24 protein-coding genes are annotated in these 20356 nt (G+C 59.5%); 15 read left to right on the forward strand and 9 right to left on the reverse strand.

Going from position 1 to position 20356, the window contains the following annotated elements; all coding sequences use genetic code 11:
• Positions 1-55: 55 nt before the first annotated feature.
• Together cspE and PJL15_RS19500 are read right to left on the reverse strand one after the other, a co-directional pair.
• Positions 56-259, reverse strand: coding sequence for a transcription antiterminator/RNA stability regulator CspE (gene cspE / locus PJL15_RS19495; RefSeq protein ID WP_011773907.1), 204 nt, complete (start codon positions 257-259; stop codon positions 56-58).
• 245 nt (positions 260-504) lie between these two features.
• Positions 505-1053 carry a hypothetical protein gene (locus PJL15_RS19500; protein ID WP_281452788.1) on the reverse strand — a complete coding sequence of 183 codons (549 nt, stop codon included), beginning with the start codon at positions 1051-1053 and terminating at the stop codon, positions 505-507.
• Between the two features lie 163 nt (positions 1054-1216).
• On the opposite strand from PJL15_RS19500, the gene PJL15_RS19505 reads away from it, so the two are divergent.
• From PJL15_RS19505 to PJL15_RS19515, 3 genes are all read left to right on the forward strand, one after another.
• The gene (locus tag PJL15_RS19505) at positions 1217-1516 is read left to right on the forward strand and encodes a hypothetical protein (protein WP_281452789.1); all 300 of its coding nucleotides are present in this window, start codon (positions 1217-1219) and stop codon (positions 1514-1516) included.
• A 62-nt stretch (positions 1517-1578) separates the two neighbouring features.
• Positions 1579-2823, forward strand: coding sequence for a flavin-containing monooxygenase (locus PJL15_RS19510; RefSeq protein ID WP_281452790.1), 1245 nt, complete (start codon positions 1579-1581; stop codon positions 2821-2823).
• A gap of 377 nt (positions 2824-3200) precedes the next feature.
• Entirely contained in the window at positions 3201-3476 is a 276-nt protein-coding gene (locus tag PJL15_RS19515; RefSeq protein ID WP_281452819.1) for an HNH endonuclease, read from the forward strand.
• 37 nt (positions 3477-3513) lie between these two features.
• Here the strand turns inward: PJL15_RS19515 and PJL15_RS19520 are convergent, their stop codons facing one another.
• Together PJL15_RS19520 and PJL15_RS19525 are read right to left on the reverse strand one after the other, a co-directional pair.
• Complete coding sequence (locus PJL15_RS19520) at positions 3514-4134, reverse strand: dihydrofolate reductase family protein (RefSeq protein ID WP_281452791.1); 621 nt, start codon at positions 4132-4134, stop codon at positions 3514-3516.
• Between the two features lie 403 nt (positions 4135-4537).
• The gene (locus PJL15_RS19525) at positions 4538-5998 is read right to left on the reverse strand and encodes a hypothetical protein (protein ID WP_281452792.1); all 1461 of its coding nucleotides are present in this window, start codon (positions 5996-5998) and stop codon (positions 4538-4540) included.
• A 600-nt stretch (positions 5999-6598) separates the two neighbouring features.
• Between PJL15_RS19525 and PJL15_RS19530 the strand changes: the two genes are divergently transcribed.
• Positions 6599-7975 (forward strand): MvaI/BcnI family restriction endonuclease, encoded by a 1377-nt coding sequence (locus tag PJL15_RS19530; protein WP_281452793.1) that lies wholly within the window; start codon positions 6599-6601, stop codon positions 7973-7975.
• A gap of 45 nt (positions 7976-8020) precedes the next feature.
• On the opposite strand, the gene dcm is transcribed toward PJL15_RS19530, so the two are convergent.
• Positions 8021-9265, reverse strand: coding sequence for a DNA (cytosine-5-)-methyltransferase (gene dcm, locus PJL15_RS19535; protein WP_281452794.1), 1245 nt, complete (start codon positions 9263-9265; stop codon positions 8021-8023).
• 633 nt (positions 9266-9898) lie between these two features.
• On the opposite strand from dcm, the gene PJL15_RS19540 reads away from it, so the two are divergent.
• Together PJL15_RS19540 and PJL15_RS19545 are read left to right on the forward strand one after the other, a co-directional pair.
• Positions 9899-11122: a DUF262 domain-containing protein gene (locus tag PJL15_RS19540; protein WP_281452795.1), complete on the forward strand. Its 1224-nt coding sequence runs from the start codon at positions 9899-9901 to the stop codon at positions 11120-11122.
• A 5-nt stretch (positions 11123-11127) separates the two neighbouring features.
• Positions 11128-11736 (forward strand): HEPN domain-containing protein, encoded by a 609-nt coding sequence (locus PJL15_RS19545; RefSeq protein ID WP_281452796.1) that lies wholly within the window; start codon positions 11128-11130, stop codon positions 11734-11736.
• A gap of 96 nt (positions 11737-11832) precedes the next feature.
• On the opposite strand, the gene PJL15_RS19550 is transcribed toward PJL15_RS19545, so the two are convergent.
• Entirely contained in the window at positions 11833-12039 is a 207-nt protein-coding gene (locus PJL15_RS19550) for a hypothetical protein (RefSeq protein ID WP_281452797.1), read from the reverse strand.
• A gap of 184 nt (positions 12040-12223) precedes the next feature.
• Positions 12224-13144, reverse strand: a complete 921-nt coding sequence (locus tag PJL15_RS19555) for an alpha/beta hydrolase fold domain-containing protein (protein ID WP_348651499.1) — start codon at positions 13142-13144, stop codon at positions 12224-12226.
• Positions 13145-13180: 36 nt separating this feature from the next.
• Between PJL15_RS19555 and PJL15_RS19560 the strand changes: the two genes are divergently transcribed.
• From PJL15_RS19560 to PJL15_RS19590, 7 genes are all read left to right on the forward strand, one after another.
• Positions 13181-13498 carry an ArsR/SmtB family transcription factor gene (locus PJL15_RS19560; protein ID WP_281452798.1) on the forward strand — a complete coding sequence of 106 codons (318 nt, stop codon included), beginning with the start codon at positions 13181-13183 and terminating at the stop codon, positions 13496-13498.
• Entirely contained in the window at positions 13491-13898 is a 408-nt protein-coding gene (locus tag PJL15_RS19565) for an SRPBCC family protein (protein WP_281452799.1), read from the forward strand. The genes PJL15_RS19560 and PJL15_RS19565 overlap by 8 nt, the downstream gene beginning before the upstream one ends.
• A gap of 377 nt (positions 13899-14275) precedes the next feature.
• Positions 14276-14920, forward strand: a complete 645-nt coding sequence (locus PJL15_RS19570) for an FG-GAP repeat domain-containing protein (RefSeq protein ID WP_281452800.1) — start codon at positions 14276-14278, stop codon at positions 14918-14920.
• A gap of 39 nt (positions 14921-14959) precedes the next feature.
• Positions 14960-15109, forward strand: a complete 150-nt coding sequence (locus PJL15_RS19575) for a hypothetical protein (RefSeq protein WP_281452801.1) — start codon at positions 14960-14962, stop codon at positions 15107-15109.
• Between the two features lie 95 nt (positions 15110-15204).
• Positions 15205-15444 carry a PLDc N-terminal domain-containing protein gene (locus PJL15_RS19580; protein WP_281452802.1) on the forward strand — a complete coding sequence of 80 codons (240 nt, stop codon included), beginning with the start codon at positions 15205-15207 and terminating at the stop codon, positions 15442-15444.
• A 127-nt stretch (positions 15445-15571) separates the two neighbouring features.
• Positions 15572-16645 carry a hypothetical protein gene (locus PJL15_RS19585; protein WP_281452803.1) on the forward strand — a complete coding sequence of 358 codons (1074 nt, stop codon included), beginning with the start codon at positions 15572-15574 and terminating at the stop codon, positions 16643-16645.
• Positions 16646-16689: 44 nt separating this feature from the next.
• Positions 16690-17217 carry a hypothetical protein gene (locus tag PJL15_RS19590; protein ID WP_281452804.1) on the forward strand — a complete coding sequence of 176 codons (528 nt, stop codon included), beginning with the start codon at positions 16690-16692 and terminating at the stop codon, positions 17215-17217.
• Positions 17218-17318: 101 nt separating this feature from the next.
• Here the strand turns inward: PJL15_RS19590 and PJL15_RS19595 are convergent, their stop codons facing one another.
• A complete protein-coding gene (locus tag PJL15_RS19595; protein WP_281452805.1) occupies positions 17319-17624 on the reverse strand; it encodes a winged helix-turn-helix domain-containing protein in 306 nt (101 codons plus the stop codon).
• Complete coding sequence (locus PJL15_RS19600) at positions 17621-18064, reverse strand: hypothetical protein (RefSeq protein ID WP_281452806.1); 444 nt, start codon at positions 18062-18064, stop codon at positions 17621-17623. Before PJL15_RS19600 ends, PJL15_RS19595 begins: the two co-directional genes overlap by 4 nt.
• A gap of 169 nt (positions 18065-18233) precedes the next feature.
• Between PJL15_RS19600 and PJL15_RS19605 the strand changes: the two genes are divergently transcribed.
• The gene (locus tag PJL15_RS19605; protein WP_281452807.1) at positions 18234-19748 is read left to right on the forward strand and encodes a purine-cytosine permease family protein; all 1515 of its coding nucleotides are present in this window, start codon (positions 18234-18236) and stop codon (positions 19746-19748) included.
• On the forward strand, positions 19741-20346 hold the full coding sequence (locus tag PJL15_RS19610; protein WP_281452808.1) for a TetR/AcrR family transcriptional regulator: 606 nt from the start codon (positions 19741-19743) through the stop codon (positions 20344-20346). The genes PJL15_RS19605 and PJL15_RS19610 overlap by 8 nt, the downstream gene beginning before the upstream one ends.
• Positions 20347-20356: the final 10 nt, after the last annotated feature.

The raw sequence follows: 20356 nt of genomic DNA on the forward strand, positions 1-20356 counted from the left end.
GACAAAAAAGCAGGGCCGGTCATTGACCGGCCCTGCTTCTTGAGTTATCCGAAGACTAGATAGCCTGGATGTTTACTGCCTGGGGACCCTTGGGGCCCTGCTCGACGTCGAAGGAAACCTTCTGGTTCTCTTCGAGGGAGCGGTAGCCCGAGGAGTTGATTGCAGAGTAGTGAGCGAAAACGTCCTGGCTGCCATCTTCAGGAGAGATGAAGCCGAAGCCCTTTTCGGAGTTGAACCATTTCACGGTACCTGTAGCCATTTTTTCAGTCCTTACTGAAGGTGGAGATTCTCCCGACTTTCGGGTCTCCGGTGTGGGGTGTTCTCCACCGTTACTTCAGAAGGTCACGATCCAGAGGGACCGTGGGGACTGCCTGAACTACCAAATGCCAAACACAACAACACCGTCTAGTCTACAGAGTTCTGAGCAGATGGCTAGTGCTGGGAAATGTTTAATCCATCGGATGTTCCCGGCATGCCCAAAATCGGCATCAAATGGCCTGTCGGTCACGCAGGTGACTGGGCCACAGCACCGGACTCCAACCGCCCGTCCACGCCGCGCACCCACTCCAATCCATCGCTGTCCATGAAGCGGACTGTCGCCATGTAGTCGATGTTTCCCGGGATCGGCTCCAACGTCTGGTGCGGGTCAACATAGCTCGGCCACCGCTGGGCATCGCTGAAGAAATAGCGGCCGGGCGGCAGGATTTTTGCTGTTGCCTTGATTTCCGGGATGACCTTGCCTTGCCGGGTGGCACCCTCCGCCCTCTCGATGGACAGGCGGAACACCGGTGCCTCGCTGGAGTTGACCAGTTCAATTCCCCACTGCGTCCGTCCTTGAATGGTGCCCCGCACCGGCCAGAATGCAACCCGCCCAGCCTGGCGACGCGCCGCCGTCGTGATTGCTCTTTCGTCCCGTTCTGCCTCCAAGCGGCGCATCCGCTGGGATTCCTCAACCGTCTGCCGCGAATGACGCGTTGCCTTCGCCACGAAGAACAGCGCCAAAGACGTAGCCAATGCCCCAATGATTTCCGCAATATCGACCCAAAAATCCATGCCCAGCCTTTTCTAGATCCGTTTTGACATGCCCGTTTCTGGTGCAAGGCACCTCTTGTTAGTGGTCCAAGGCGGGCGGATGTGACGCCGGCTGCGTCACGACCCGGCCCGAGCTTGCACTCCTCCTACAGGAACAGCACGAGCGCCCAGGGGGCCAGTCACATTGAGCACAACCGAATTCCCGCTGGGCGGGCTCCTGCCAGAGCACGCCAATCTCAGGAGTCTCTGGACAAGCCATTTGCTGCGGAACTTCGACCTCAGGGTCATCATTCAGATCTCCGGATGCGAGCGCAGCGCGGCTCGCCTGCTGCGCGGAGAACCGTTGTCCGGAGTCGACGTCGGACCTCTCGCCATGGCGAACCATGCCGCCCGGCACATGGGCTACCTACCCCTTTTCGACCTGAGCGGCAAGGCGCCGTCCATCACGCAAGGTGGTGAGGCGGTGCTCCGGGAGGTGCTCTGACTTGGGTCGGTCGCCGGCTGCACCCATCCCCAAACGACGGCCCCGAGCGTAAACTCCACCTCATGGGACGCTCCCAGGACACGGTTGTCATCGGTGCAGGCCAAGCCGGCCTCGCGACGAGTTACTGGCTGACCCAGCTCGGCGTTGAACATCAGATCCTGGAGCGTCGCGACACCTTGGGAGGGGCCTTCCAGGACCGTTGGGACAGCTTCTACATGAATACGCCCAACCTTTCGCTGGACCTGCCGGGGATGCCGTTCGACGGCGGCGACCGGGATGCGTTCATCTCCCGCGACGCCGCGGTGAACCTTTTCCGGCGGTATGCGGAGCTGATCGCCGCGCCGATCCACACGGGCGTCGATGTGACCCGTCTGTCCGCTGCGCCGCAGGGCGGGTTCCTTGTTGAAACGTCGCTCGGGAGCCTGCAGGCCCGGAAAGTGGTTCTGGCGACGGGCGCTTATCAGGTGCCCAAGATCCCTGCTGTCGCCGCGAACCTCGCCGCCGACGTGATGCAGCTCCACACCCACGATTACCGCAATCCGGAGCAGCTGCCCGATGGAGCCGTGTTGATCGTCGGGACCGGCCAGTCGGGCGGGCAGATCGCCGAGGAGCTCCACGACGCCGGCCGCGACGTCCACCTGGCCATCTCCGTGGTCCCCGAAGCGCCGCGACGATACCGCGGCCAGGACCTCATCTACTGGATGCTCGAAACCGGCAAACACGGCCCCGAATTCGGCGTCAACGCCCTCACCCGCGAGGCACTGCCCTCCCCCATCGCACGCTTCGCCCCCAATCCGCTGCTCTCCGGCACCGACGGCGGCCACAGCATCCACCTCCGCGAACTCGGCCGCCGCGGCATGCACCTGCATGGCCACCTTGAATCAGTCGACGACGGCGACATCACCTTCAGCGACGACCTCCCCGAACGCCTCGCAGCGGTCGAGTCCGCGTTTGGACAGCGGTCACGCAAGGCAATTGATGCGTATATCGCGGCTGCCGGCTTGGATGCGCCGGAGCAGTCTCCGGTTCCGGAGGATGACTGGCTGCCTGTTGAGCCCGTTCAGGTGAACCTGGCCGACGCGGGTATCACTGCGGTGTTGTGGGCCTCCGGTTACAAGCTCGACTTCGCGTTCGCGGACCTGCCCCTGGTGGATGAGTGGGGCTATCCGAAACATGCGCGCGGAGTCGCCGAGATTCCCGGGCTGTTCGTGGTGGGTCTGCCGTGGCTGACGCGGCACTACTCGTCGATAGTTGGGGGCGTGGGGCTGGACGCGGAGTACGTGGCGGGGCGGGTTGCCGGGGATTGACGTTTGTCCCGCCCCTCCTTATGAACGGAGAGCGTTGCTGCTAACGTCACGGCATGACCGAGGGCCAGTCGTTTCGATCTGAATTGCGACGGATCTATTGGACGCGTCAGTTTCTTCGCCTGCTTGTCGTTGTCTCTGCGGTCTGGCTTTTTGGGGCTGCTTACTTGTCCCTATCAACGCCTCGGGACATTCGCGACTTCGATACGGGATCCGTCGGGACCGTCGCACAAGGGATATTTCACGGCCTGTGGTTCGCTGTCGGGCCGCCCGCGGTCTTCATTGCGGTGCTGCTGCTTGTAGCTATGGTCTTACGGACAAGCGACGTTCGGCGTCGTGACCCGCAACGCCGGTTCACGCGGTACCAGCGCCGAGATGGAATGGTGCGAGCTGGCGGGCAATGTGAGTTGGAGTCGGGTTACCGGAGGCGCTGCACGAAAGCTGCGGAACACGGAGATCATTTCTATCCGTGGTCCAAAGGTGGAGCGACATCGCTCCGAAACTTCGTGGCCGCATGTGCTCACTGCAATCGGCGCAAGAGCGCCCGCATCCCAAGCCCTGGGATGTTGACGCGCCTCGAACGACGGCGTGCAACCTATGTAGGGACTGGTATGACGGGTGCGGTGGGCGAACGACGAAGGCCTCGATCAGCGTGACTTGCGCACCACGACTGGCCGTCCACTTTGGCAGCCCTTACGCCTGATCGATCTCCGCCATGTTTCCCACCGCCGGCGCTCCCTCAACCAATGCATAGCGTTGCATCACAGCGCCCTTCGGTGAGGCCACCACGGGCTCGATAAGCCGGAGGTTTGTTGGCACCACCCCATCGGCGAATACCTTTTTCCCGGTGCCGAGGAGGATTGGGTAGACCCATAGGTTGAGCTGATCGAACAAGCGCTCCGCGAAGAGAGTCTGAACGAAGTCGAGGCTGCCGATGACGTGGAAGTTCTGGTGCTTGTCACGGAGTTCCCGCAGTTCGGCTACCGTGTCGGCGCCGAGCAACGTGGAGCCCTCCCACTCAAGCTTTGGCGACTGACGCGAGGCCACATACTTCGGAAGGCGGTTGAACAACTCGGCGATCTCACCACCCTGGTGCGGCCAGTACGCGGCAAAGATGTCGTAGGTCCGCCGCCCAAGGAGCAGCGCGTCCATCCCCACCATGCCGGAATCGATCTGCTCGCCGACAACTTCGTCGATGAGCGGTGCCTGCCAGCCGCCGAACGCGAAGTTCTCGGTTGGATCTTCTTCCGGCCCGCCGGGCGCCTGCGCGACGCCGTCGAGTGTGGTGAACAGGTCAATATGGATGCGTCCCATGCGCGGGTTCCTTCCCAGCTGCCCATCGTCACCCCGGCGACAGGATCAAGTCGAGGGTTCCACAGGTGGGACTGTCAGGCAATGGCCGCCGGAAGTTCGACTACGCCGACAGCACCTTGTGTTGGCACCGGCGCCAAAGTCCTGCCCGGTGGTGGCGCAAAAATCACGTAAGCAACCACTATGGGGCGCCGATGCGGACGAGTGCAATGCTCCTGCACCCTTCGATCGCCTCGTAAATTGCGTACCGGTTTCAAACGTGGGGGGGGTCTCGTGGGTAAGTCGTCGCGTGGGCTACTGATGAAGCTTCGCATTGCCTAAGCTTCCTAGCTACGACTGGACCCGCGGGTTTCCCGCGATACCAAAGGGCATACCGTGGCAGCGCTGAGATCCGTCGATTGTCCTGCTAGATCAGCGTCTTGGCTAGTCGGCGTCGCCATGCGCGAGCAGAGGTTGGCATCGTATCGCTGAGGAGAACCTCCAACTCCACGCCGTAAGCCCGGATCACCCTCAGGCCGTGTTCGGGAGCCGATTCGATCATCGACGCGATGGTCAACCCGTCGCTGAAGATGTAGGCCGCAAGGATATCCAGTTCATCGCGGAGCTCAATGCTGAGGTCGAACAAGACCTTTCGGAACCGGATGTATTCTCCTAAATCCTGGCCATCTTCCATAGCCCTCGCTACGGCAAGAAGGTGGTGGATTGGGATAACTGCGAGATCTTGACTATCCGCGTCACCGTGCGGCAGGCATTCGTGACTCCAGACTGCACCTCCGTAGGAATGGAGCGGGACTGCCAAGCCATAGACGTTGGTGGCCGGAGCATCCCAGATCTCCCCGTCCACCTCCACGGCTGTGCCAGCTTTGATTGCCTCCATCCGGAGTTTGAGTTGCTTTGCCGCCTTACTGACGTGGTCTGTGAAGCTGTGGATGACAGTGCTTGGAGACTGGACAGCGGACATTGCCTTGCACTCCCCGACGAAAGTATGCTGCGACGAACTGCGAACAAGGAAATCAGTCTCCCCTTTATTCTTCGAATTTGGAATTGGGATAAAAACAGGTTTGAAGGGGATGTCCATGCCTGAAGGTATGACTTGGCTGAGCGAGCGCTTTACCGCATTTTCAAATAGGTCTGATCGAACTTTGTCATTACCGAGGCGACGACGAGCTAAGCTAAGAAGAGCCAGCTCGACTCCGTAAGTCGCTTCCCGCAAGGCAACAGGAGCAACATGTCCGTCAAGGGTAACGAACGGAAAGGACTCAATATCAAGGGTCTCCACTAGCACCTCGAACGACCCAAACCGGTACTCGTCACTTCTAACCGACAGACTGTCAACTAGTGGACGCGCGGAGGTGGACGGCATAGGCAACTGCTCGTTTGGCTTCTCGTCAGCCGGCCGGTCCATAGTGTCTACATATGCCTCAACCCATTTAAACAGGTCGGTAACAGCCCGCTGTGTTACGAGCTCCAGACCGCAGTACTTCTCCGGATCACTCTCGATCTCGCTAGCCATGGATCTGCAGAACAGCTCCGAGACCCAACGGAACTGGACATCTACGGCCCAAGTCCTTCGCTGAGTTTCCTGCAACGGATTAATCTGCACTCCGCGCGAAATCTCTTGATCACGCTCGGCGAGGACTCCCAGAATGCGCGAGGTGGCCAACCAAGCACCGCAAGCAGCTGCGTATAATTGAAAATTTCCCAAGCTCGCATCTGTCCCTTTGCCTGCAACCGCTAGGATCCACTGGAAGCGGTTGAATCCAGCCTCGCTCGCATACTTTGCGGCGGCAGACTTCTCTGTTGCGCGTTGTAAGAGCACTGCGTTCAAAGCGGTAGCAGGGTCCAATATGCCAAGGAGCCACTCCACTCTTCGGTTGGATCGCCCGCGATATTCGTGGACTCGCCTTGTAACATCAGCGCGCTCATCAGCACTGGCATGGCCCGTAAGCACCTTCAACAGACCTGCCGTAACGGCGGGAGGAAGGGAAAGTCGCTCTTCCTCACAGATACGCTGCCGTTCCGTCTCAGCCACCCAAGCCTCCGCCGACTGCCTCTGCCCCATTGTGCCCCCTCTAGATTTTCCCCAATACTATGGCTTGGCTCCGATGCGATCGGACCACCTTATTTGTACTGCCGCCGTTCAGAATGCACTTTGGCCAAAGGACATTTTCGAATTTTAGCTAGTGAGGATTAGGAGACTCCGTACGGAGGCGACCCCGGGCGCGTCGAGTCATCAATAGCGGCTTGTCAACTTCGAATCCCGGAAAAGGACGTTGGAGAGCCGATGCGGAACTCCCGGGGCGCTCCCTTGGGCGGCAACTCGGCGGTTAGGACTGTGCGTGATCTTGGGACATCTCAAGGAACCCTGTTTCGACGTTTCCTGAGATCAAATCCTTCCAGTGTCGCGCGCGGCGCCACCAGAGTAAATATGCATATCACTGTCGAGATTACGGCTACGCTGTGGTTCATGCTAACTAACCTTTGGCAGGATGAGATAACGGAGTCCAGCGTCCGGCGGCTTTTCATAGACAACGGAGTCAAGTCTGTCCAAATCAAATACCTGAAAGACAACCACAACTCGAAGAATCAGATGTACTTGGCAGGCGATCTCACCGAATTGGCCAACTTGCCAATGGGTGAAGTCACCGTTAGCAAGGGAACCTCTAAAAAGAAATCAGCAGGAGGGGAGCTGATCTACCACGCACCGGTTTCGTGGGCATGGCTAAGCCCTGGCGGATTCTCCCCGGCACCGAAAGCCCAGCTCATCGTCTATCCCCAATACCCAGAAGTCCGCTTGTCAAGCCTGCTACTGGGCTCACGGGGCGCTCCCAATGCTTTGTTTTCACAGACTCAGCCGCGGGGCCAGGAGGAGGGCCGCGTTCTAATCTTCGGGGCAAATGACGAGTTCGATACGACTTTTGCGATGATCGTATCTGGACGGTCTCCAGCCGCGAAGTCGCTGGACCGTTTTAGGGGTAAACCGGGCAAGATGGTCACCATCCCGGTGGGTTACGAGCCAAAGACCAGCCAGCGGTACGACCTCATGCGGGAACTAGCGACAATCCACAAAATGGACTGGTTAGAGGCAGTCGAGCTTCCGGCCTCGCGAGTAATGCGCGCCTGTCGCGGCCCAAGGTGTGGCGGCCACACTTTGGAAGCACATCTCGGTATCACTCTAAACGGCGCCCCCGCACCCGACTTTGGAGACTGGGAGGTGAAGCAACATGCTGTGACCTCATTCGATCGCCCCGGCACAGGGCACATCACCCTCTTTACGCCTGAACCAGACCTCGGGGACTACGCGGCCCATGGGACAGATTGGTTTGCGCGGACGTATGGGGTGCCGACAGATGATGGAGCCCGATATAACTTCACCGGGCGACATTTCGTTACCGGCAGAGCCCACGGGAAGACGGGCTTGGAGTTGAGGCTGGTGGGATACGACTCTTCCACCAATTCGATTACGGCAGACGGGTACGTCGGCCTCGTTGGCGAGTCTGGGGAACTAGTAAGCGGCTGGTCATTCGCCAAGCTACTGAAGCACTGGCAGACGAAACACGCGTACGCCGCTTACGTCCCATCGCAAAGCACCAAAGAGGTACCCCGCCATTTCCGCTACGGCCACCGCGTCCACCTCGCCGAGGGGACACGATTCGGTTTGTTTCTGCATGCCATGGCAACAGGGGCCATTGCTTACGATCCTGGCATCAAATCTGAGCGCCAAATTAATGGCACGTGGAAGCCCAAGGCCCGCAGCCAGTTCCGTGTCCACGTCAAAGCCTTGTCGCAACTCTATGACAGCTTCACCGAAGTCGATGTACTCAGCGAGGCGGGCATGGAGTGAAGAGAAGGGGGCGGCCCCAGAGGCGCCGTCCCCCACCCGTCAAAGTTAGGCCGACTTTGTAACTATGTGCTCACGCATCTTTGCCTGAGCAATATGGGGGGCCATGATGCGTGCAACTTCCTTCATCACAGGCATGACTACACTATTACCGAACTGTTTGTAAGCCTGAGTGTCACTAACTGGGATGCGATATTCATCACTAAATCCCATGAGGCGCGCGCATTCTCTAGGCGTGAGCCGTCTCGGCCGCAGGCCGTCCTGAGCTACAAGAATCTCCGATCCGTCCTTGTAGTACCGCGCGGAAAGTGTCCGCGTAGTTCCCTCCGCATGAGCGAGCCCAAAGCCAAAGCCATTTCCGGCCGCCTTGTGCTTCTCTGCGTAACGCTGCAGGTAGGACCACAGTTTCGGAGTCAAGGTGTACTTAGGCAGCACCTCACTGTTTTCGTGGTCAAAGAACCGGTCACCATCCCATTCCAGGAACGGCTCGCTCCCGTCGGTCTTATGGAGAATCGATCCCAGCTTCGGACCATGCAGCGGAAGCTCCAAGTCATCCCAACTAAAGTCAGTGGGCTCTCGGAAGCCAACTATGATAATGCGTTCACGGTGCTGGGGGGTGAAGTGCTTTCCGTTGATAACTCGGTAGTGGACCTCGTAGCCCAATTCTTCTTCCAACGTCGCCATGATGACGGCGAATGTCTTGCCTTTGTCGTGCGACTTCAGGTTCTTCACGTTTTCAAGCATGAACGCAGCCGGTCGCTTTTCATCAATGATACGAGCAACGTCAAAAAAAAGTGTCCCCTGCGTGGCATCTTCGAAACCATGGGCACGCCCGAGAGCATTCTTCTTGCTCACCCCAGCTATAGAGAACGGCTGGCATGGAAACCCGCCCAAGAGGACATCATGGTCAGGAACCTCGGACGCAGGGTAGATCTGAATGTCTCCGACGAAATTATGGCTAGGGTCCTGCTCATCGGGAAAGTTGGCCAAGTACGTCTTCTTGGCCCAGTTGTTCCACTCACTTGTAAAGACACACCGTCCCCCGTTCTTTTCGAAACCTTGTCGGATGCCGCCGATGCCGGCAAACAGGTCGATGAACGTAAAGTCATTCCCTAAAGTGTGGGAGGGCAGCCCTAGGAGTTCCCGTAGCGCGGGCGCTAGCATAGTGGGGCATTGCGTCTCCCCGCTCTCCCACCTTGCTACTGTTCGAGGTGTGACATTCAGCTGCTCAGCGAGCTGGCGTTGCGTGTACCTTGCTCGTGCCGAAGCGAGCAAGTCTATTGAGTTTTCCATTGGGTCCTATCCGGGTCATTTACCTGACATTCTGTCTTACACATGTCCCCAACGCGAAATGCCACGCCGAACGGTCGGGGTATCGTTGAACTCAGCATCGCAGCAAGGTCCGACAGTAAGCCCCTAGACTCCTCGACAGCGCTCACGGTCCGTACGTGCCGCTGCGTCTTAGGGCGGTTGGCTCATCTAAAGTAACGCTAGAAAGCACTGAATCCACCGCTGACGTTCTATCAAGATCAGACACAAACCGTACGGCCTCATCGCGGCTAACGCCTTAGCTTGGAGCCAGATGCTTTCCGCCGACATCTACTACTAGTCATGGCGCTGCGTTTACTTCGCTGCCATGAACAAACCCAACCAACCAACCACGTAGTCCTTGCCTAGCTGACGTTAAACACGACGACGGCACTCAGCAGCGCCCTCGTTTCACCGGAGGATGCGGCACCAAGCCCACGGCCACCGCGAGCAGTCTCACAACAAACGTGGAGAGTGGCCATATGTTCTAGCTGAAAGGCAACCGCGCCGGCCCGCCTATCACTATCGTCCGTGGGGTTCCGCGGATCGGTGACGCAGCGGGCACTCGCTCCTTCGAGCCATGGCACGCACCAGGGAATTCTTGCTTAGACTATCCGCATGACTACCCACGAAGACGACACCTCAGCCTTGGCAGTTGATGAAGTTCCCGATGATATTGACGAATCGGTTGAATCCCCGTCACCCGCGGAACTGAACGCCGAGACTCTGTCCGGCCTCGTCTCCTACACCCTTGATTGGAGTGTGCAGTCACTGCTCGAGCGCATAGGCAAGACATTCGACATCAACCCTAGTTTTCAGCGCCGCGATGCATGGTCAAACGACCGTAAGAGTCTTTACATCGAGTCTCTGCTCCTCGGATTGCCTGTACCTCAGATTGTTTTGGCTGAAGACCCATCCGCAAAAGGGCGATTTATTGTTCTGGATGGAAAACAGAGGCTAGTAACAATGAAACAATTTGCCTCTCCTGATGAAAATTTCAAATCATTCAAGCTCAAAGGGCTGCAGTTTGTCTCCGAACTGAATAACATGTCCTACGAGAATTTGCAAGAATCTCCAATTTACTCCGAGTATGCCGATGGTTTCTTGGCCCAACCAATCAGAACGATCGTCATTCGAAACTGGGGAAGCCCTGCAGTTCTCTATAACATCTTCGTTCGACTTAATCAGGGAAGCCTGTCCCTTTCGCCGCAGGAACTACGCCAAGCCCTATATCCTAATGATTTCACCCGCTGGATCAACACGCGATCTGCACAGAGTAATTTGATTCATGAAGCAAGGCGAATCAAGGCCGAGGACTTTCGGATGCGCGATGCAGAAATGCTGCTCCGTTTCATTGCTTTTAAACAGTCTCTCGAAGAATATTCGGGCAACTTGAGGCAGTTCTTGGATGCGGCATGCGGGGTCGGGCAGACCACCTTAGAAGGTCGGGGAGAGTGGTATTTGGAAAAGCTGGCATCAACATGCGAGCAGGCCATACAGCGAACCTTCACGATTTTTCGAAATAATGCTTTTCTGCGCTTTGAGGAAAACATATATAATCGACGGTTCAATATAGCTGTGTTTGATGTTATGACTGCCGTTCTCTCTGATCCACTCCTAGACGACAGACTTATTGAGGAGCACGCTGCTGAAATTGAGGACGCCTACAAAGATCTCTGTTTAAATGATTCAGAGTTCCAATCAGCACTTAAGGCAAGCACCAAAACGATAAAAGCAACGGCTAGTCGGATCTTGAAATTCAGTGAGCGCGTTGAGGCAATAACCGGGAAGACCTTGGAAGTAACGTCGCGCGCCATCGCTCTGGCTTTGAAGGCGAACTAAGATCGATGGCGTCTCCGCTTTATACCAGTCTCCACCAGAAGATAGACGACCTAAAGACATGTTTCATCATTGAACGTGACGATATTTCAGAATACGACGCTGACGACCACCGGAAGGCCGTGGCATTCGTATTACTAGCAAGCGCCGAACTGGAGGCGTACGTCGAGGAACGCTGCAAGAAAGCAGCAAATGAGTCGTTTGACCGACTGGTCAAGAATCAACCGACAATCGCTGGACGTGCCCTCGTCATGTGGGCCGTGATCCGTAAATCCTCGGATCCCCACCCCTTCGACCTAGCTGACGTGCAGCTACTTAGAGATCGGTTTTCCGACATACGAAAAGCCTACGTGGCTAGCGCGGCCAAGAGCCACGGAATCGATGACAAGGACTTCAAGTCCCTTGCATACCCTCTTGGTTTTAGACCGGGGGACATTCCCGAACAACTATTCGACCTGCTCAAGGAACTTTCCCAAGACCGCAATCCTGCTGCGCACGGACCCGTAAATCGCGCCAAAAGCCTGATGGAGCCTAAGCAGGAGTGGACGCGGTTTGAAAAGATTCTCAAACTATTAGAGGTGTTCGACAAGAGAGTTGACGAACTGGTTAAGGGCTAGCGGGGTCGTCCCTAGAAATTTTTGGTTTGGTCTAAACCTCTCGAGAACTTCCGCGGGAAGGTGACGCAACGCCGTGCCGCCAAGCTTTCCTGATTCTCACCGCTTGTCGCTCCCCCTATCCCCCGCGCCAGCCGAGTCACGCCGAGATCTGCGCAATACATAGACGCCATAACTCCCGAACACCAACATGAGCACGGCACCCATGGCGCGCCACCAGACGAACGGCTGCCACGTGGCGAACTCAATTGCGAGGGCGAAGAACGTAACGACTTGCAGCGGATGCGGAACCCTGCTCTTCTTCATGACAGTTACCCTTCGTCATGGGCGCTTCAAGATCATGATTGCTCCTAGCGAGTAACGATCTTGCTTCGATCCCGACATCCTGCGCCCACGAATAGCCGTCTAGGTGCCGAAAACTCCTAAACCAGGTGGCGGGCGACTCAAACTGAGTCCTGCAGTACCCAAATATGAGCACTCATTAAAGTCCTCAAGGGGTCGAAAGGCACCACGAGGCCATCAAGTCGATGGCAGTGGTGAACTCGGTGAGACGCGGTCGGTTCAGGAACGCGTGGCGGGACTCAGGCAGGACGTGGCGCTCAACCTCGACCCCCGCGGCCAGAAGTTCGGCTGCGAACTGGTCACCCGAAGCGCGCATAGCGTCGCGGTCGGCGTTGACCATGAGCGTGGGAGGGAACCCTTGGAGATCGTGCCCACCAGGAAAGGCAAACCGGTCCGTCAGAGCGGACGCCGATCCGGCATAGTTTCGGTTCACAGCATTCAGAACCCAACGGGAGTGCGTGAGTCTGCGATGGTCGCCCACTCGTCGTCGAATCTCATCCGACCGAGGGTGCACAGCATGGAAGAACCCGTACGCCAGGACAACTCCCGTCAGGTTCGGGCCCATCTCAGCGCTCCGCAATGCCGCAGCGGCAGCTAAGCACGCTCCGGCACTTGCGCCACCAAGGATCACACCTCCGGCAGACTTACCACCCACGTTCCGAAGCACAGTCAGAAGGTCTTCCATTGGCCCCGGGAAGCGCGCCCTTGGCCGAGCTCCTCCCCGCAGCGCCCAGTCCAATCCGGGAAGCGGGGCAAGCTGGTAATCGACCGAGACCACGGTTACCCCTTTATCGGCAAGGGCCGCGGCAACATCATGCGCCTCGGGCTGGTGAATCCCGCCTGCGAAAAATCCACCCCCGTGCGCCCACACCAACGTCGGACTCGGCGCCGGCAGTTCCTGACTGGCCTCCGGGCGATACCAACGGAGTCGGACCGCGCCATCCGGACCTCCCGCCAGCGACTCGACATACCTTGGACTGCTTTCACCGTTCACCGACGCCACCACGGAATCGACCCTAGCGTTAAGTGGGATGCGCAGAGCCGCCAGCGGATGCCGCACCCTCCCCACTTGTCATTTCGGAAATTTCCGACATATCATCAATCCGTGCCTACCGACGTCTTCGGCGCCCTCGCGAACCCTTCGCGGCGGACCATCCTCGACACCCTTCTCGCCGGTCCCCTTACCGCGGGCGAACTGACGGGTCGATTGGAACTCAGCCGCTCATCGGCGTCGGAACATCTGACCGTCCTCAAAGAGGCGGGCCTGATCCGCGAGGAACGGCAGGGTCGACACAGGATCTACCACTTGCAAGCCGCGGGACTCAAAGAGATCAGCGGCTGGCTGAAGCACTACGAGCAATATTGGAACCAGAGGCTCGATGCCCTGGCCGAGCTACTGGATGAGGAAAACACCCATGACTGAGAACGCGATCCGCCTCGAGCGCACCTTCACCCACCCCAAAGAATCAGTGTGGGCCGCCCTCACGACGCCGGAACTCCTCGCCCGCTGGTGGGCGCCCGGCGACATCGCACCCGTGGTCGGCCACCGCTTCACCATGGACATGGGCGGCTGGGGCCAGCAGCAATGCGAAGTCACCGCCGTCGACCCCGGCGAATCCATCACTTTCGTCTTCGCCGAAGGCGTTCTGGACACCACCATCACGTGGACCCTTGAAACGGTCGACGCCGGGACAACACTCCACTTCGAACACGCCGGCTTCAACCTGGACTCGCCCATGGGACGCCAGGCCATCGAAGGCATGGGCAACGGCTGGCCCGGCCTCCTCGCCCGCATCGACCAGGTCCTGGTCAGCGTCAGCTGAGCTGTCGGCCCACAGGACACCGCCGCACACCCCTAACAAAAGCCACTGGACTGGACTAGGCTCCGGTGCATCGCGTGATGACTATGTTGCTAATGGGGGTAACAGTGATGTTCAAATCAGAATCGGCCACGAATTCATGCCGGAAAGCGCAAAAGAAGATGCGCCCACTAGTAGCCGCGGCAACGGCCGTGGCCCTACTAATTGGGCCAGTCGCACTTCCGGCCCGCGCCGACCAAAGTGGCAGCCGCGCATTTAACAATTGGGACCGCGTCGATATAAATACCAGCTACTTTGACGACGTACTTGCCAGGGATGCAGCGGGCGATCTCTGGATCTATCCTGGCGACGGAAAGGGCGGATGGAGGCCCCGCCTTAAAATGGGCCAGGGCTGGAACACCATGACGGCCATCATCGGGGCTGGGAAGTTCCAGAGTGAATTCACCGATGATCTTCTGGCGCGGGACATCACTGGGGATTTGTGGCTCTACCCCGGTACCGGTTTCGGGCAGCTCAAGCCCCGGACAAAAGTTGGCACAGGTTGGAATGCCATGACCGCCATCATGGGCCCCGGAGACTTCGACGGCGACTATTGCGCCGACGTCATCGCCCGCGATGTGGAAGGGCGGCTTTGGTTGTATCCGGGCGACCACCAAGGTGGCTGGCACCCTCGCGTCCAGATCGGCGAAGGCTGGAATGTCATGACAGCGCTCATCGGTCGCGGCGACTACAACGAGGACGGCAAACGCGACGTTATGGCCCGCGACACCGGCGGACGGCTGTGGCTATACCCCGGCGACGGCAAGGGTGGTTGGCTGCCCCGCATGCAGGTGGGCGAAGGCTGGAACGCCATGACGGCCATCATCGCAACCGGCAGATTCGACGGCAACTACCCAGGCTACTCACAGATCATCGCGCGCGACGCCAACGGAGACCTCTGGCTCTACCCCGGCGTCGGCAGCCGCCATCTCGAACCAAGGAAGAAGATCGGGGAAGGCTGGAACGCCATGACTGCGCTGGTCTGACTTTACCGAGGCGCCACGGTGAGGTTGGGAGGCCTAGCGTTGCGCGGCTCTCCGGTGGTTGGCCACCGCTTCACCATGGACATGGGCACCGGCTGGCCCGGCCTCCTCGCCCGCATTGGCCAGGTCCTGGTCAGTGTCAGCGGAGCTTTCGGCACTAAAGCCAGCTTCCGCCGTCGTGCTTTCAATTAACGCACGACGGCGGCGGGCCGGCTTGGTCTCGCCGCGCGGATTCGCGGCGCTACCGGGGTGCTACATTGACGGGACATCTGGTCGAGGGGGACGGCATGGAAGTTTGGCAATGGATCTTGGTGCTGTTGGCGGCAGCGGCAGCAGTCTTTGTTATGGGCTCCATTATCTGGGCAATGTTCGATGTGCTCAGGGAGGTGCGCCTCGACCAAACAGCCCGGGTTCTGTGGGTGCTGCTTTTGTTTGCGGTTCCGTTGCTCGGGCTCCTGGCATGGCTCTACGCAAAGCCCCGGCTTGCGGATTCGAGTGACATCCTTCGGCTACGGAAGACGCTTTAGCTTTGGTGAGCGTGGCCTTGATGAGCTTTCGGCACAATAGCCAGTTGCCGCCGTCGTGCTTTCAAGTTGGCGACGACCGAGCGGTTGCCAACAGTCAGCCTGAACGTCGTCGCGGGATGCGCGAATAATGGCTGACGTTGAGTTTCTGCTCGGGGGTCCCCGCGGCCGCCGCCTTTCCCTGGAGCTTGCGATGGACGCGGACCCGGTCATCCGTGCGGCCGTGATGCAGGTGGCTTATGACCTGGATCCCGGGGCTGGACGGTCCAGGGTCATCCTCACGCTCAGCGGTTCGCCGGACGGCGAACCCGCCTCTGTCCCGGCTCGTCCGACTGTCGCCGAAGTAGCTGCCGGCATCGCCGCGCTGGACTTGGGGACTGTTGATCCCGACCGGGTGCGGTATGCCTTGCAGCGAAGCGTGGACACGGCAAGATACTGGCAGGACCCCGACGGTGAAGACGTTCTCGCCGCCACCGATGAGGTTGCCGCGGCGTTGGCGCATGTCGCTGCGAGCTTGCTGGAATCGCCTGCAACGCAGTGGTGGCGCCAAGGCTGCGGGCCCGGACAATGGGCCATCGACTGGCGACCTGCGAACGACGCTGCGCCACTCCCCCGGAACCCGCAAACAACCCTGGCCGAATGGGGCCGCAAGGAGCGTTTGGAAGAAGTCCGTGCTGAGCGGGAACGCCCCAAAGACCCTCGAGCAAATTTAAGCGGGGAATGGTGGTCCATCCCCCATGGACTCGTGCAAACCGTGCAGCGCATTCCCGAGGGACTCAGCCTTGTGGAAGATTCCCTCGGTTGGGAGGACGCCACCGCCATTCCCGTCACTGGAACGGGCCGAATCCTGGAAATCCGGACGGCCGAGGACTGGACGGCTCTATGCCGGGCATTCCCGTTGGAATCAACAGCGTCCCGCAGGCACGACTGGTTCCGCACCACGGGGCGTCACGGTCGTTGGCTCATCCCGGACTGGGAGCTGGCCGCCTCGGAATGGGACGCGGTGCACCTTACGGTCAGCGGCTACCTCAACGCGGCAGGTCGCGCCCTCCGCGTTGACCAAGACACCGCAACCGTCATCGCGGGTTGGGACCCGGGCAGCACCATCTGGATCACGGATGTGGCCCGGGAATCCGAACAGCCTCGACAGTTCTGGCACCGGCCCGCAAACGAGGACGACTGGACACAAATCCACGGAGGCTAGGCGATTTCCCGCAGATGACTCCAGGAAGGTGGAGAATCGCGGGTATGGGTGGATCCATGTACCAAGCGGCGAACGAAGATCCGGAACTGGGCGCCGTCCGCCGACGAAGGGCCTGGCTTGCCAAGGAGTTTGGCCAGTTCGCGTCCGGCTTCTCGCATGCTGCGTCCGGCCCTCTCTCCGTCTCCGGGCCATCGCAGGTCGAAGCGGGACTGCGTGTGGTGGCTCGCTTCGAGCACCCGCCCGTTGAGGGTGAACCCCGACTTCCGGCACAATGTCTGATCACTCTCAAGCCCACGCCGGGACCACCACTGCACACGTCCAGTCTCGTGAACCTCCTGGCCAAGGAGCTGGCCCAGTTTGCGCTTGGTCAAATGGTTGCCAAGGATCCGGCAGACCTACTCGGGTCGCTGACTGGTGTCAGTGCGCAGGCATCAACAATCGGCATCAACGGCCTCAGTACCGAGGTGTGGAGTCTTGAAATTCCTGAAGTTCGCGGCATTGTTACTGGTTCCCGGGATCGTATTACATGTGGCTCGCTACTGAAGCCCCGGCAATGCCCCAGGTCTTGGTGACCGAAGATTTTGGCTCATACCTTCGGACGCTACTCAGTACATAAGGCCGTCAGCGCCCAAAGCCGCGCCACGCCGTCGTACGCGTCCCGAAGTGCGTGCCCTCAGCCGCCCGCAATGTCCCGCAGCGTCTGCAGGTGTGCTGACCACACCGCACGCCCAGCCGCAGTCAGGCTGGCCGACGTCCGTGGCATCTTCCCCGCAAAACTCTTCTTGATCTTCACGTACTCAGCCTTCTCAAGGATGGCCAGCTGCTTACTCAAAACCGAATCACTGACCTGGATGGCATCCCGCAAGTCCTTGAAGTCCAGCGACTCGGCCCTTGCGAGCGCGGCCATGATGGAGAAGCGAACCGGAGAGTGGACCAGTTCGTTGAGCTTGTGGCGCGGGTGTTCCGCCGGCATGCTCATGCGCGCAGCTCGCGGAAGGCTGCGGCCAAGCCCACCACACCCAGCGCGATGCCCGCGGGAAGGTAGAACCACAGGTTCCCGTCCCGGAAGAAGATGGCTCCCACAGTCAGGGCCACCACATAGAGCGCAAAGTAGGCGAAGAGGGACGTCAGGAACCGCTTGGTGAAACCGGCCTTCGTGGACTTTTGAAACATCGGCCAGATGGACGCGGTGATGGCGGCCCACGCCCCGACTGAGCAGGCGAGCAGCGCGGCGCCATACCCGGTGACCAGGACGATGTGCATCCCGATCATCAACAGCGAGCCGATGATGGCCAGGCTGGTGAACATGGCGGCAACGGGCCATGCCGCCGCGTTGGTCGATGTGGCCCCGAGTGACTCGGCCCTTGCCAGCAATTCCCGCGCTTCCGCGGCGGTCAGGCCGCCTGTTGACTCGCTCATGATTTCCCCCAAATAGATTTATGTTCGATAACGCCACACTAAGAAAGTACTTTCCAAAGTGTCAAGTACTTTCCACAAGAAGCCACACAATGCCGTCTTGACTGAAATTTCAGTCAGGAATACAGTTGTCACAATCGCATCACGTGATGCAGCTCACGAAAGGCTTGCCATGATCAGCACGCGCATTCGCAAAGACGCGGATTCCGCCGGTGCAGCATCCGCGCACAAGGACCGCTTTGGCCGCATTGAGTCGGCCGGAATCGAGTACATTCCCGACGACCAACGCACCTCCCGCCCTAGGAACCTCTTCACGGTGTTCTTCGGCGGCAACTTTGCTTTTTCTGTCATCGTCTTCGGCTGGCTTCCCATCACCTTCGGCCTGGACTTCGTGGGGGCAGCCACGGCCAGCCTCACCGGGCTCGTGGTGGGAACAGCCCTCATCGCCCCCATGGCCCTGCTCGGGCCGAGGACCGGAACCAACAACACGGTTTCAAGCGCCGCTCATTTCGGCACGCGCGGACGGTTGATCGGTTCGGGCCTGACTCTCTTGTTCGCCCTTGCCTACGCTGCCATTGCGGTCTGGACCTCGGGCGACGCACTGGTCGCCGCAGCTGAGCGGTTGCTGGGGGTACCCGTTGACGGCACCACCTTGGCAATCGGCTACGCCGTGATCTCCGTCGAGATCGTTTTGGTCGCCCTCTTTGGACACGGCACCGTGGTGGCGATGCAAAAATTCGTGGCGCCCGTCGTCGGCATTCTGCTGCTCCTCGGCGTCGTCGCTTTTGCTCCTACTTTCAGCCCCACTACCGTTCACAGCGATTTCCTTCTGGGGGATTTCTGGCCCACGTGGATACTGTCCGCCGTCATTTCCGTGGGAGGGCCGTTGTCCTACGCCCCGACGCTGGGCGACTACAGCCGGCGAATCTCCCGGAAGCTCCACTCCGACCGTTCCGTCGTCGCTGCCACCTGCCTTGGCGTGTTCCTGGGCCTGTTTGTCACAGCGCTTTTCGGCGCTTTCACGGCGTCGGCCATCCCCGAACTCGGCGGTTCCTACGTCGCGGACCTGGTTAGGTCAGCCCCAGCCTGGTATCTGCTGCCGATCCTCGTCATCGCGTTGGCGGGCGGTCTTGGCCAAGGTGTGCTAAACCTCTACGCCAGCGGCCTGGACCTCGAAGCTCTCTTCCCGCGCCTGCGCCGAATCCACACCACGCTCATCACGTCGGTGATCGCCGTCGGATTGCTCTACCTGGGTGTCTTCGTCTTCAACGCCGTGGACTCCATCACCGCAATGACGTTGGTGCTCAATGGCTTCGCCGGTCCGTGGGTGGCCATCAATGTTCTTGGGTTCCTGTTGGTTCGTCGCGGCACGTACCACGCAAGAGACCTCCAACTGTTCCGTGCCAACGGCCCTCGCGGCAGGTACTGGTTCAGTAGCGGCTGGAATCTTCGCGCCGTCATTCCCTGGGCCATCGGATCCGTTTTCGGACTGCTGGCAACTGACACCTCCCTGTACACCGGACCACTCTCCCAGCTCGCCGGAGGCATCGACCTCAGCTTTATCGGGTCCACCCTCATCGGAGCGGCAGGCTACCTCCTCGCCCAACGGATTTGGCCGGAACCTGCCGCTGCCACCGAGATCGCACAGGCAGGGGGTGAGCACGTATTACTGTCAAACCATGAGTGAAAAATTAGTCAGGATCCTCAACGCCGCCACAACGTGCATCGCCCGGAGCGGCGTCCGGGGAATGCGGGTCAACGATGTCGCTGCAGAGGCCGGGGTTTCCCCAGGCCTGCTGTACTACCACTTCACTGACCGGGCCGGCCTGCTTGCCGCAACGCTGGAACACATCAACAAGCAGGTCAGCAAGGACGACCCCTCCTCCCCCAACACAGTGGATCCTTCCCGCCACGTCCGGCACCTTCTCCTCGACGAGATCAAGGACGACGCCGACATCCGCAGGAATTCGGTTGCCTGGAACGAGCTACGGGCGTGCACCATCTTCGAACAGGAACTCGCAGAGCCACTCTCCCGGACAACGGCGGAATGGAACCGGGAAATCGCCCAGGCCCTCATGGCCGCCAGCGAAGGCACCGGCGAGGAGGAAGCAGCAGTAACTGCGGAAATCCTCACCAGCCTGGTCGAAGGGATCTCCGGCCGCTGGCTCAACGGATTCATCACCACAGAGCACGCACGATCCCTGCTGACCACGGCCATCGACTCACTCACCACAACACGCCCCACGAGCCCCCAGGAAACTGCAACACAGGGGCTGGGCAAATGAACTTTCCGCA

Source organism: Paenarthrobacter nitroguajacolicus (genome assembly GCF_029952445.1).
In the GTDB taxonomy this organism is placed as follows: Bacteria; Actinomycetota; Actinomycetes; order Actinomycetales; family Micrococcaceae; genus Arthrobacter; species Arthrobacter nitroguajacolicus_B.